Consider the following 12,630-nt stretch of genomic DNA (forward strand, 5'->3'; position numbering starts at 1 on the left):
CTAACGCGAATCCTTCGACTGCCACTTGCGGCCTTCGATCGAACCGGCCTTGCGTGTCTTCGCCACCCGGCGCAAGCGCGCGGTTTTTGGGTCGACCTTGAGCGGCCGATAAATCTCCACGCGATCGAAATCCGACAACGCCGTATCGAGCGGCTGGGCCTTGCCGAACACGCCGACCTTTTGTGTCGACAAATCGATTTCCGGATGCTGCTTCAAGACCCCGCTCACTTCAATGGCCTCTCGCACCGTCGCACCTTCGCGCAGATCGAGGTGCGCGAGAAAGCTCGCGCCATCGGCAAGACCGTAGCAAACGTCGATACGAAGGCTCATTTCTTGCCGTACCGTTGATCCGCGCGCTTCACGAAGGAATCGACGAAGGTGTTGGCAATATGGCTGAACACCGGCCCGATCAGCTTCTCCAGAATGAGGTTCGAGAACTCGTAGTGGAGCGCGAACTCGATCTTGCAGGCGTCCGCGCGCAGGGGCGTGAAGCGCCAATAGCCCGTGAACTTCTTGAAAGGGCCGCTTAAGAACACCATATCGATGCTGGTCGGACGTTTTTGCACGTTGCGCGTGGCAAAGTGCTGCTTGATGCCCTTGAAGCTGATGTCGATCTTCGCTTCCATGCCGCTCTCGTCCTGCCGCCCGATCTCCACGCCGCCGCACCACGGCAGAAAATTGGGGTAGTCGGCGACATCGGTGACGAGGTCGAACATTTCTTCCGCTGAATGGCGGATCAATACTGTTTTTTGGACGTCTGCCATAAAGGGCGCGGCGGGTGGCTTGATTGGGCGGCAACTGCGCTGGACGCATGGGATCGTCCCACAGACGGCGCGCTGCTAAAATTGTGATTTTAAACGAGTTGGGCACTTTCCATTCATGAGCATCATCGACAACAGAAAAGCCTTCTTCGATTACTTCATCGAGGAACGCTTCGAGGCGGGTCTCGTGCTCGAAGGCTGGGAAGTCAAGGCGCTGCGCGCGGGCCGCGGGCAGATCAAGGAAGGCTACGTCGTCATCAAGCAAGGCGAGCTGTACCTGATTGGCACGCATATCAGCCCGCTGCCCGAAGCCTCGACGCATATCAACCCGGACCCGGTACGCACGCGCAAGCTGCTTTTGCATCGCGATCAGATCGACAAGCTCATCGGCAAGGTCGAGCAGCGCGGGCATACGCTCGTGCCGCTCAACTTCCACTACAAGGAAGGCCGCGTGAAATGCGAGATCGGGCTTGCCAAGGGCAAGAAGCTGCATGACAAGCGCGAGACGGAGAAGAAGCGCGACTGGGACCGCGAACGCGCGCGTCTCATGCGAACGGCCGCGCGTTGATTCCGCATGCAAAAAGGGGCGCCCGAAAGCGCCCCTTCTGCTTTAGCTCTTCCTGATGATGCCGCCCCCGCCCTCGCCTTTCACGATAGCGAGCGCCGATGCGATCATCGAGCCCATGTCGGACATGTTGCCCGGCACGATGAGCGTGTTGCCCGCCTTCGCGATATTGCCGAACGCGCCGACATACTGCTCGGCGACCTTGAGGTTCACCGCTTCCATGCCGCCCGCCGTCTGAATCGCCGCGCCGATCTTCTCGATGGCTTGCGCGTTCGCCTCGGCCACCGCGAGAATGGCCGCTGCCTCGCCCTGCGCCTGATTGATCGCCGCCTGACGCTCGCCCTCGGACTTCTGAATCGCCGCCTCGCGCGCGCCGGAAGCAATGTTGATCTGCTCCTGCTTGCGCCCTTCGGATGCCGCGATCAACGCCCGCTTCTCGCGCTCGGCGGTGATCTGCGCCTGCATCGCGTGAAGGATGTCCTTCGGCGGCGTCAGGTCCTTGATCTCGTAGCGCAGCACCTTCACGCCCCAGTTCGACGCGGCTTCGTCCAGCGAAGCGACGATGTTCTGGTTGATGTAATCGCGCTCCTCGAAAGTCTTGTCCAGTTCCAGCTTGCCGATGACCGAACGCAACGTCGTCTGCGATAGCTGCGTGATGGCAAAAACGAAGTTGCTCGATCCATACGACGCCTTCATGGCATCCGTGACCTGAAAGTACAGCACGCCATCCACCTGCAATTGCGTGTTGTCGCGCGTAATGCAGACCTGGCTCGGCACTTCGAGCGGAATCTCCTTGAGCACGTGCTTGTACGCAATGCGGTCGATGAACGGCAGCACGATGTTCAGGCCCGGCGTCAACGTCGCGTGATAGCGGCCGAGACGTTCCAGCACCCATGCATGCTGCTGCGGAACGATCTTGACCGTGTTCACCACAATCACGATTGCGATGACGAGCAAGACTAGCGCGAAAATCATTTTCTACTCCTTGGGTTCTTGTTGATCGAGTTTCGACCGGTTTGCGCTCAGGAGCCTTTTGCGGCAACGACGAGCCGGCTGCCGTCGAGCGCGGTGATGCGATACCAGCGCGCCGTTTCCGACTCGCCCGGCGCCAGCACGATGTCCCACTGCGCGCCGCGATACATCGCCCGCGCGCGGCCATCGCGCCATTCGTCGACCTCGAGCGTCGCGCCGATGTCGAGATTCACCGCCGCATCGCGCGTGGCGTCGCGCCGCTTCCAGTTGCCGAAACGCGAACGCCGCAACACGGCGACCGCGACCAGCGCGACGACCGCCGCCACGCCGAACTGCACGTGCGGCAACGCGCCCATTGCATGCGCAAGACCGCCCGCGATCAACCCGAGCGCGATCATCAGCAGATAGAACGTGCCGGTAAACAACTCCGTTACGATCAACGCACCGGCTGCGATCCACCAGATCAGTCCATTCGTCGCCATGCTCGTCTCCAAACGAAAACACCCCGGAAAGGTCCGGGGTGTTTTTTATAGCATGATGCGCCTCTCCGTCAGCACACGGAAAGGCACGGCTTACTTATTTTGACAAAGTAGTCGCCAATTGCTGCCAGGTGTCAATGATGGTGTCCGGGTTCAGCGACATGGATTCGATGCCCTGCTTTGCCAGCCATTCGGCGAGGTCCGGGTGATCCGACGGGCCCTGACCGCAAATGCCGACGTACTTGTTGAGCCGCAGACACGTCTCGATTGCGCGTTTCAGCATGAACTTCACGGCTTCGTCGCGTTCGTCGAAGTCGGCGGCGAGCAGTTCCATGCCGGAGTCACGGTCGAGCCCGAGCGTAAGCTGCGTCAAGTCGTTCGAACCGATGGAGAAGCCGTCGAAGAACTGCAGGAATTCTTCGGCGAGAATCGCGTTGGACGGCACCTCGCACATCATCACGAGCTTGAGGCCGTTCACGCCGCGCTTGAGCCCGAACTTGTCGAGCAGACCGACCACGCGCTCCGCCTGCTTCAGCGTGCGCACGAACGGCACCATGATCTCGACGTTGTCGAGTCCCATGTCTTCACGCACCTTCTTCAGCGCGATGCATTCCATATGAAACGCTTCGGCGAAGTCGTCCGAGATATAGCGCGATGCGCCGCGGAAACCGAGCATCGGATTTTCTTCGTCCGGCTCGTAGCGCGAACCGCCGATCAGCTTCTTGTACTCGTTCGACTTGAAGTCGGACAGACGCACGATGACGGGCTTCGGATAGAACGCCGCCGCGATCGTGGCGATGCCTTCGGTCAGCTTGTCGACGTAGAACGCACGCGGCGACGCATGACCGCGCGCAACGCTTTCAACGGCCTTCTTCAAATCGGCGTCGATATTCGGGTACTCGAGAATAGCCCGCGGGTGCACGCCGATATTGTTGTTGATGATGAATTCGAGCCGCGCCAGGCCCACACCCGCGTTCGGCAACTGCGAGAAGTCGAACGCAAGTTGCGGATTGCCGACGTTCATCATGATCTTGACCGGAATCTTCGGCAGTTCACCGCGCTGCACTTCGGTCACTTCGGTTTCGAGCAGGCCGTCGTAAATCTTGCCTTCGTCGCCTTCCGCGCACGATACCGTGACGAGCGCGCCGTCCTTCAGCAAGTCCGTTGCGTCGCCGCAGCCAACCACTGCCGGCACGCCCAATTCACGCGCGATGATTGCCGCGTGGCACGTGCGCCCGCCGCGATTCGTCACGATGGCCGATGCGCGCTTCATCACCGGTTCCCAGTTCGGGTCGGTCATGTCGGCGACGAGCACGTCGCCCGGTTGCACACGTTCCATTTCCGAAGGGTCGTGAATCACGCGCACCGGACCCGCGCCGATCTTCTGGCCGATTGCGCGGCCCGTGGTCAACACGTTCGACTGGCCCTTCAGCTTGAAACGCATCTCGGCCTTGCCCGCGGCCTGGCTCTTCACCGTTTCCGGACGCGCCTGAAGAATGAAAATCTTGCCGTCGCGACCGTCGCGGCCCCACTCGATGTCCATCGGACGCTGATAGTGCTTCTCGATGATCACCGCGTACTTCGCGAGCTCGATCACGTCTTCATCGGAAATGGAGAAGCGGTTGCGCTGCTCGTGCGGCACGTCCACCGTCTTCACGCGGCCCGCTTCGCCGGCCTTCGTGAACTCCATCTTGATGAGCTTCGAGCCGATGGAACGGCGGATGATCGGATACTTGTTCTGCGCGAGCGTGGTCTTGAAGACGTGGAACTCGTCCGGATTAACCGCGCCCTGCACCACCGTTTCGCCGAGACCGTAGCTCGACGTGATGAACACGGTTTCCTTGAAGCCCGATTCCGTGTCGATGGTGAACATGACGCCCGCTGCGCCCACGTCCGAACGGACCATGCGTTGCACGCCCGCCGACAACGCGACTTCAGCGTGGGTGAAGCCCTTGTGGACGCGATAAGAAATGGCGCGGTCGTTGTACAGCGACGCGAACACGTGCTTCATGCGGTCGAGCACGTCTTCGATGCCGACGACGTTCAGATAGCTCTCCTGCTGACCCGCGAACGATGCGTCGGGCAAATCTTCAGCGGTCGCCGAGGAACGCACGGCGAACGAAAGCTCTTCGGGCGAGCTGTTCTGAAGGACGTCGAACCCACGACGGATTTCGTCTTCGAGACGCGGCTGCATGGGCGCGTCGACGATCCACTGGCGGATTTCCTTGCCGGCTTCGGCGAGCGACTTCACGTCGTCGACGTCGAGCGTCTCCAGACGCTTCGCAATGCGTTCGGTCAGATTGTTGTGATGCAGGAAATCGCGAAACGCGAGTGCAGTTGTGGCAAAGCCCGTGGGCACGCGAACGCCGGCTTCGGAAAGCTGGCTGATCATCTCGCCGAGCGACGCATTCTTGCCACCGACGATTTCCACGTCGGTCATTCGCAACTGCTCGAATGGAACTACATACGCCTGATCCTTTGCGACATCGTTCGCAACATTAACTGCGTTAGTCATACAAGCCCCTAAGGTGGATGAAATTCACGATCGCACGAGTGGGCTCATATGCGGCGGCGCTCATTGGAAGCGCGAGACGCATCTCGTACAACCTGTTTGATAAGCCATCGCGGTATGGATAGGGACGTCTGAAACTGCTCGGATTCATGCTTCTTTGAAGCAAAAATAAGCGAAGCAACCTCGTTTTGACGAAAATCCCAATCAATCCATACGCAATTGCTTATCGAACAGGTTGCCGCTATTCTACCGTGCCATTTCTCAATTTTGTCCCGGCATAATCAGCAAATAGACGGCAAAATCGAGGTCTTTGACGCCCGATGGTTCGGCGGCGCACACCCCGAATCCAGTTACCTTAACACAGGCCTTTTCCGCTCCCGTGCTCGCGCGTTACCTTCGAGCACGTGCCTTCCAACTCGTTCCCCATATCGCCGATGCCGCCATCCGTATTCATCGTTTCCGACGGTACAGGAATCACCGCCGAGACGTTCGCGCATTCGATCCTCGCCCAGTTCGACCAGAAATTCCGGCTGGTGCGCGTGCCGTTCGTCGACTCGATCGACAAGGCGCATGCGACCGTCGAGAAGATCAACGAAGTGGTGTCACTGGACGGACGGCGGCCCATTGTCTTCACAACGCTCGTCGACAGCGCGTCGAACGAGATCGTCAAGGGCTGCAATGCGCTCGTGCTCGATATGTTCCAGACCTTCATCGAGCCGCTCGAACACGAACTGGAAATCAAGTCGACGCACGCCATGGGCCGCGTCCACCAGAACGCGGACACCGAGGAATACAAGAACCGCATCGAGGCCATCAACTTCTCGCTCGCGCACGACGACGGTCAATCCAACCGCAATCTCACGGAAGCGGACGTGATTCTCGTGGGCGTCTCGCGCAGTGGCAAGACGCCGACGAGCCTCTATCTGGCAATGCAATACGGGGTGAAGGCGGCGAACTACCCGCTGATTCCGGAAGATTTCGAGCGCGGCAAACTGCCGACGCCCTTGCTGGAACATCGCGAGAAGATGTTCGGTCTTTCCATCGACCCGCAGCGGCTCTCGGAGATTCGCAACGAGCGCCGGCCGGGCAGCAAGTACGCGGCGCTCGAAAACTGCCGTTACGAGATCAACGAAGCCGAATCGATGATGAAGCGCGAAGGCGTGAAATGGCTTTCGTCGACACACAAGTCGATCGAGGAAATCGCCACCACGATTCTGCAGGAGATCAAGCCGGAGCGGCCGTCGTACTACTGATCAGCGCCGCTGCTGGCGGCATTGTTCGAAAAGACAAATTGCCGCCGCAGCCGCCACGTTCAGCGATTCCATGCCGCCCGGCTGTGGAATCGTCACGCGATGCGTGACTGCATCGCGCCAGACCTGCGACACGCCCGCGCCTTCGTTGCCGAAGACCCATGCGAGCGGACCCACGAGATCGCAATCGTAAAGCGCGACCGCGCCATGTGAGTCGGTGATGGTCACGGGCGCATCCAGGCGCGCAACCAGGTTTGCCGGTTCGACATCCTCGAAGATATCGAGCAGAAAGTGTGCGCCCATGCCCGAGCGCAAGACCTTCGACGACCACGCATAAGCCGTTCCCGGCGCGCAGAAAACGCGCGTGATACCCGCCGCCGCCGCGCTGCGCAAAATGGAACCGACGTTGCCCGCGTCCTGAATGCCGTCGAGAATCACGCAGGTTGCCTCGACGCGGTCGGGCAGCGCGGCATCGATCTTCTCAACGAGCAACAACATGCCAACGCCGCGCACGACGCTCGACAATTGGCCGAAGAGCGCATCCGGCAGCACGATCACACGTTTTTCCTCGATGCGCGCGACGATCTCCCGCGCTTCGGCATGGGAGAGCGCGCCTTCGGTCACGACGCAGGTTTCCGGCTGACCGGCGGCGTCGAGATAGGCTGAAGCGAGGTGGAGCCCTTCGAGGAGCGCGTGAGCGCTGCGGCGCTGCTGCGCGGTCGAACCGGCGAGCGCCTTTAGACGCTTGTAGAGCGGGTTGTCCCGCGAGGTGATCGATTTCAAGATTCAGAACGCGCGTGCATCGGGGTCGTCGTTGATGGTCGCGGCGGCTTGCAGCACCTCGGGCGCGATGGCCGGCAGCATCGAGCCGAAACGGATATGCGCCTCGCGCACCGGCGCGAACGAACGCCGATGATGCTCGCACGGCCCATGCTCATGAAGCGCTTTCAGATGTTGCGGCGTGCCGTAGCCCGCGTGCGCGTTGAATCCGTAGACAGGATGAACGTCGTGCAGTTCCAGCAGCATGCGGTCGCGCGTGACCTTGGCTAGAATCGATGCCGCCGAAATCTGCTTGATGAGCGCGTCGCCGCCAATCACGGCTTCCGAGCGGATCGACAGCGTCGGGCAGCGGTTGCCGTCCACTTTCACGAGCGTCGGCGCAACGGAAAGCCCTTCGACCGCGCGCTTCATGGCGAGCATGGAAGCATGCAGGATGTTGATGGTGTCGATTTCCTCGACGCTTGCCGACGCGATGCAAAAAGCAAGCGCGCGATCGACGATCTTCTCGTAAAGCTCCTCGCGGCGTTTCGCGCTCAAGGCCTTCGAATCGTCGAGACCGTTGATGCGTGGCTTCGCGGGATCGAAGATCACCGCGGCGGCCACGACCGGCCCCGCCAGTGGACCGCGCCCCGCTTCATCCACGCCACAGACGATGTCGAAAGGCGAACTGAAGTCCAGCCCGCTTTGGAGTGTCGCCCGCACCGCTTTTGTCTCACGCGCCATTATCCGGCTCTCCGCGTTTGCAGCACTCGCGCGACCGCGTCGGCCGCCTTCTGCGACGTATTCTGACGCAGCGCGATATGCATGTCCGTGAAAATCTCCGTCACGGTACGGCGGTTCGCTTCGTCGTTCAACTGTTTGAGCGTGGCGTCGGCGAGCGCTTCGGGCGTGGCGAAGTGCTGCAGGATTTCCGGCACCACGAAGCGCCCCGCGAGAATGTTCGGCAAGCCGACATAGGGCAGATAGCCCTGACGCTTCATGATCTGGCCCGTGAGCCAGGGCACCTTGTAGGAAATGACCATCGGCTTCTTGAGCAGCGCGGCTTCGAGCGTGACCGTGCCGCTTTTCACGAGGATGGCGTCCGCGGCGGTCATGGCGGTTTGCGCGCGGCCGTCGGTAATCGTCAGCGAGAGATTCGGATGCGCATCGACGAGCGGCTGCAGAAGCTCGCGCAACGCGGGGTTCGCGGCCGGCATCAGAAAGCGCACGCCGGGCTCGCGCAACTGCATGAGTTCCATGGCGTCGAAAAAGGTCGGGCCGATCAGCGCGATCTCCGAGCGGCGGCTGCCCGGCAGCACGGCAATCACCGGACCGCCTTGTGCGATACCGAGTTCGCGTCGCGCGCCGGCGACATCCGGTTCGAGCGGGATTTCATCGGCAAGCGGATGGCCGACATAGCTCGCCGCCACGCCCGCCTTTTCCATTAACGCGATTTCGAACGGAAACACGCACAGCATGTGATCGACCGCTTTCACAATCTTCTTGATGCGGCCACCGCGCCACGCCCAGATCGACGGGCAGACGAAGTGCACCGTCGGAATGCCCGCTGCGCGCAATGGCTCTTCGAGACCGAAATTGAAATCGGGCGCGTCGACGCCGATGAACACCGACGGCGGCTCCGCGAGCAGTTGCCGCTTCAGTTCGTTGCGAATGCCGAGAATTTCGGGAATATGGCGCAGCGCTTCGACATAGCCGCGCACGGACAGCTTGTCCATGGGCCAGTGGGCTTCGAAGCCCGCCGCGGCCATGCGCGGACCGCCGATGCCGCTGTAACGCGTATCGGCAGGCAACCTTTCTTGCAGACCTTGAAGCAGCGACGCCGCGAGCAGGTCGCCGGAAGGCTCGCCCGCGACCATCGCAATGCGTGGCGAGTGGGTGATTGGCGTCATCGGGCGCGCTTAGCGGATGATGCCGCGCTGCGACGTCGCGATGAAATCGGAGAACGCCTTGACCGGAGCATCGCCCTCGCCGCCTGCCTTGCCCAGATCCTTCAGTTGCAATTTCGCTTCTTCGAGTGACAAACCGCTCTTGTAGACGATGCGATACGCCTGGCGCAGCGCCGAAATGGCGTCGGGCGTGAAGCCGCGCCGGCGCAACCCTTCGACATTGATACCGTGCGGCTCGGCCTTGTTGCCCGCCGCGATGACAAATGGCGGCACATCCTGCACGAGCGCGGAAGCCCCGCCCAGCATGGAATGCGCGCCGATACGCACGAACTGATGCACGCCCGACATGCCGCCGACGATAGCGTGATCGCCGACCGTCACATGGCCCGCCAGTTGCGCGTTGCTCGACATGATGATGTTGTTGCCGAGCCGGCAATCATGGCCGACGTGCACGTAAGCCATGATCCAGCAATCGTCGCCGATGGACGTCTCGCCTTGATCCTGCGCGGTGCCGGTATGCAGCGTGGTGAATTCGCGGATGGTATTGCGGTCGCCGATCACGAGACGCGTGGGCTCGTCGCGGTATTTCATGTCCTGCGGACGCCCGCCGATCGACGCGTAGTGGCCGATGCGGTTGTCGCGGCCGATGCTCGTGTGCCCTTCGAGCACGCTGTGCGAACCGACCGTCGTACCCGCGCCGATCACGACGTGGGGGCCGACGATCGCGTACGGTCCGATTTCGACGGTATCGTCGAGTCGAGCGCCCGGCTCGATGATCGCGGTAGGGTGAATCTTGCTCATGCGCTTATCGCCTCAAGCTGTTCGTGCTGCCTGTGTCTTGACGGTGAACGCGGCCTCAGGCGGCCGTGTTCTTCACGGTACACATGAGCTCGGCCTCGGCAGCGGTCACGCCGTCAACTTCGGCGCGCGCCTTGAACTTCCAGATGCCTCGCATGTACCGCTCGAAGTTGACGTTGAGGATCAGTTGATCGCCCGGTTCCACCACGCGCTTGAAGCGCGCGCCGTCGATACCCACGAAGTAATACAGCGTGGTCGACGGATCGTGCGGTTCCTCGGCGAAAGTCAGGAGCGCCGCGGTCTGCGCGAGCGCTTCGAGAATCAGCACGCCGGGCATGACGGGCCGCGTCGGGAAGTGACCCTGAAAATACGGCTCGTTGATCGTCACGTTCTTCAGCGCTTTGATGCTCTTGTGCGGCTCGAGTTCGAGTACGCGATCCACGAGCAGGATCGGATACCGATGCGGCAGCAGCGTGAGGATCTTGTGAATATCGAGGTTGATTTTTTCTGTGCTCATGGTCGTTCTGCTCGCGCGCGTGTTGTGCGCGGAAATTGACTGCGGACGCGTTGAACGAATCTTGCGCCCGCCGGAAATGCCTTTGTGTTTATCTTCGATGCGGCTTGCTGCGTGTTTTGTTGCTGCCTCGATGATGGGATGGACCGTCGACGCCTTTTGAAACCGTTGAACCCGGCTCGCTTACTGCGCGTTTCGTTTATGCGCCGGCGATGATACGAACCCTCGACGCTTTTACACTGCTTGACTCGGCCTGCTCACGGCACGTTTCGACGCTGCCTCGGTGGAGAATACCAACCCCTTGCGCTGCTGAAATTGCTGACGTCGCCGGCTTACTGCCCGTATCAAGGTTGCCGGCCAGTGCTTTGAACCAGCGGATCTTGGCTTGCTTACTCCGCGCCGCCCGCGTCGCCCTTACCTGCTTTCTCGCCCAACGCCGTTTCGAGCGCCTTGATGCGATCACGCAGCTTGTCCAGATTGCGCACCAGCGCCGCGCTCTTGTTCCAGTCGGCATGATTCACCGCCGGGAAAGCGCTCGTGTACATGCCAGGCTTCGTTAGCGACTTGGAGACGCCCGACTGCGCCGTGACGATCACGTAGTCCGCCAATGTGACGTGCCCTGCGATGCCCACCGCGCCGCCGATCATGCAATGCCGCCCGATATTCGTGCTGCCCGCGATACCCGCACAACCGGCGATAACCGTGTACGCGCCGATGCGGCAGTTGTGCCCGATCTGCACGAGATTGTCGATCTTCACGCTTTCTTCGATGACGGTATCCGCCATGGCGCCGCGATCGATCGTGGTGTTCGCGCCAATTTCCACGTCCTCGCCGATGTCCACCGCGCCCACCTGCGGAATCTTCACCCAGGTACCGGTGCGAGCATCGCCTTCGCCCACGAAATCCGGCGCGAAGCCGAAGCCATCCGCGCCAATGACCGCGCCGGCGTGCACGATCACGCGCGCACCCAGTTTGCAGCCGTGATACACAGTGACGTTCGGATACAGATGCACGTCGTCGCCCAACTTCACGCCGCGTCCGATGACCACGCCTGCATCCAGCTTCACGCGCTCACCGACGAACGCGCCCGCTTCCACCGTCACATGAGGCCCGATCACCGCGCTCGCCGCGACGTGCGCAGCCGGATCGACATACGCGCTCGGATGCACGCCGGGCTTCGAGACGGGCGTTGCAAGATCGATAAACGCCTGTGCGACGCGAGCGAAATAAGCGTAAGGGTTCGCCGTGACGATGAAATTCGTGCCCGCACGATTGCCCACCTTCTCCAGATCGGCGGGCGAGATCAACACCGCGCCGGCGCGCGTCGTCTCGACTTGCGCCAGATACTTCTGGTTGGCGAGAAACGCGAGTTGCGCGGGGCCGGCTTTGTCGAGCGGCGCAAGCGCCTCGACCTTTTGCGTGCCCGCGCCGACTATCTCGCCGCCAAAGCGGCTGACCAGTTCGTCGAGCGTGATCGCCATGCCTGATGCCATGCGTTCAGTTACTCCGTGTCAGTTCGAGCTTGCGCCACTTGCGCCGCTTGTACCATTTTGCGTGCTCGCAGCCAGCGCCTTCAGCACTTGATCCGTGATATCGATGCGCGGGCTCACATACACCGCTTCCTGCACGATCAGATCGTAATGCTGCTGTTCCGCGATCTGCTTGATGACCTTGTTCGCGCGATCCAGCACCGCCGCGAGTTCTTCGTTACGACGCTGATTCAGGTCTTCGCGAAACTCGCGCTGCTTGCGCTGGAAGTCGGCGTCGAGCTGCGCCAGATCGCGTTGGCGCGCGGCGCGGTCGGTTGGCGCGAGCGAGGCGCCATTCTTGTCCATGTTGTCGGACATGGCCTTCATGCGCTGCGCCATGTCCTGCAGCGCCTTGTCGCGCTTGGAGAACTCCTGCTCGAGTTTCGACTGCGCAGCCTTCGCCGCCGCCGACTCGCGCAGGATGCGGTCGGAGTTGACCGCGGCGATGCGCGCTTCCTGAGCGCTCGCGCTCGCAGCCGCACCCAGGCCGAGAACCATCGACAACGCAAGCGCCAGCGCCATATGTTTCGAAAGCTTACCGGTTCGCAAAGTGTTCCTCACGTTACGTCGAAATGAATGAAGCC

The 12,630-nt window shown here is 61.3% G+C and carries 14 protein-coding genes; 2 read left to right on the forward strand and 12 right to left on the reverse strand.

The window, feature by feature from the left end:
• A complete protein-coding gene (locus ACYQ47_RS29570; protein WP_244827780.1) occupies positions 1–330 on the reverse strand; it encodes an RnfH family protein in 330 nt (109 codons plus the stop codon).
• The gene (locus ACYQ47_RS29575) at positions 327–764 is read right to left on the reverse strand and encodes a type II toxin-antitoxin system RatA family toxin (RefSeq protein ID WP_459908262.1); all 438 of its coding nucleotides are present in this window, start codon (positions 762–764) and stop codon (positions 327–329) included. The genes ACYQ47_RS29570 and ACYQ47_RS29575 overlap by 4 nt, the downstream gene beginning before the upstream one ends.
• A gap of 115 nt (positions 765–879) precedes the next feature.
• Between ACYQ47_RS29575 and smpB the strand changes: the two genes are divergently transcribed.
• Positions 880–1,329 carry an SsrA-binding protein SmpB gene (gene smpB, locus ACYQ47_RS29580; RefSeq protein ID WP_250464509.1) on the forward strand — a complete coding sequence of 150 codons (450 nt, stop codon included), beginning with the start codon at positions 880–882 and terminating at the stop codon, positions 1,327–1,329.
• A 42-nt stretch (positions 1,330–1,371) separates the two neighbouring features.
• Here the strand turns inward: smpB and ACYQ47_RS29585 are convergent, their stop codons facing one another.
• The 3 genes from ACYQ47_RS29585 to ppsA form a co-directional block, all read right to left on the reverse strand.
• Positions 1,372–2,301 (reverse strand): SPFH domain-containing protein, encoded by a 930-nt coding sequence (locus tag ACYQ47_RS29585; protein ID WP_244827777.1) that lies wholly within the window; start codon positions 2,299–2,301, stop codon positions 1,372–1,374.
• A 47-nt stretch (positions 2,302–2,348) separates the two neighbouring features.
• Positions 2,349–2,780, reverse strand: a complete 432-nt coding sequence (locus ACYQ47_RS29590; RefSeq protein ID WP_250464507.1) for an NfeD family protein — start codon at positions 2,778–2,780, stop codon at positions 2,349–2,351.
• Positions 2,781–2,874: 94 nt separating this feature from the next.
• Positions 2,875–5,292 carry a phosphoenolpyruvate synthase gene (gene ppsA / locus ACYQ47_RS29595; RefSeq protein ID WP_244827775.1) on the reverse strand — a complete coding sequence of 806 codons (2,418 nt, stop codon included), beginning with the start codon at positions 5,290–5,292 and terminating at the stop codon, positions 2,875–2,877.
• 431 nt (positions 5,293–5,723) lie between these two features.
• Here ppsA and ppsR point away from each other — a divergent pair, with 431 nt between their 5' ends.
• Positions 5,724–6,542 (forward strand): posphoenolpyruvate synthetase regulatory kinase/phosphorylase PpsR, encoded by an 819-nt coding sequence (gene ppsR / locus ACYQ47_RS29600; protein ID WP_244827774.1) that lies wholly within the window; start codon positions 5,724–5,726, stop codon positions 6,540–6,542.
• Here the strand turns inward: ppsR and ACYQ47_RS29605 are convergent, their stop codons facing one another.
• The 7 genes from ACYQ47_RS29605 to ACYQ47_RS29635 form a co-directional block, all read right to left on the reverse strand.
• The gene (locus ACYQ47_RS29605) at positions 6,543–7,322 is read right to left on the reverse strand and encodes a TrmH family RNA methyltransferase (protein WP_459908266.1); all 780 of its coding nucleotides are present in this window, start codon (positions 7,320–7,322) and stop codon (positions 6,543–6,545) included.
• A gap of 3 nt (positions 7,323–7,325) precedes the next feature.
• On the reverse strand, positions 7,326–8,042 hold the full coding sequence (gene rnhB / locus ACYQ47_RS29610) for a ribonuclease HII (protein WP_459908268.1): 717 nt from the start codon (positions 8,040–8,042) through the stop codon (positions 7,326–7,328).
• Positions 8,042–9,208, reverse strand: a complete 1,167-nt coding sequence (gene lpxB, locus ACYQ47_RS29615; RefSeq protein ID WP_459908270.1) for a lipid-A-disaccharide synthase — start codon at positions 9,206–9,208, stop codon at positions 8,042–8,044. Before lpxB ends, rnhB begins: the two co-directional genes overlap by 1 nt.
• Before the next feature lie 9 nt (positions 9,209–9,217).
• Positions 9,218–10,006, reverse strand: coding sequence for an acyl-ACP--UDP-N-acetylglucosamine O-acyltransferase (gene lpxA, locus ACYQ47_RS29620; protein WP_244827770.1), 789 nt, complete (start codon positions 10,004–10,006; stop codon positions 9,218–9,220).
• Positions 10,007–10,061: 55 nt separating this feature from the next.
• A complete protein-coding gene (fabZ, locus tag ACYQ47_RS29625; protein WP_244827769.1) occupies positions 10,062–10,520 on the reverse strand; it encodes a 3-hydroxyacyl-ACP dehydratase FabZ in 459 nt (152 codons plus the stop codon).
• A 386-nt stretch (positions 10,521–10,906) separates the two neighbouring features.
• Positions 10,907–11,998, reverse strand: coding sequence for a UDP-3-O-(3-hydroxymyristoyl)glucosamine N-acyltransferase (gene lpxD, locus ACYQ47_RS29630; protein WP_459909371.1), 1,092 nt, complete (start codon positions 11,996–11,998; stop codon positions 10,907–10,909).
• Positions 11,999–12,028: 30 nt separating this feature from the next.
• Entirely contained in the window at positions 12,029–12,568 is a 540-nt protein-coding gene (locus ACYQ47_RS29635; protein ID WP_459908273.1) for an OmpH/Skp family outer membrane protein, read from the reverse strand.
• Positions 12,569–12,630: the final 62 nt, after the last annotated feature.

Source organism: Caballeronia sp. HLA56, from assembly GCF_054655155.1.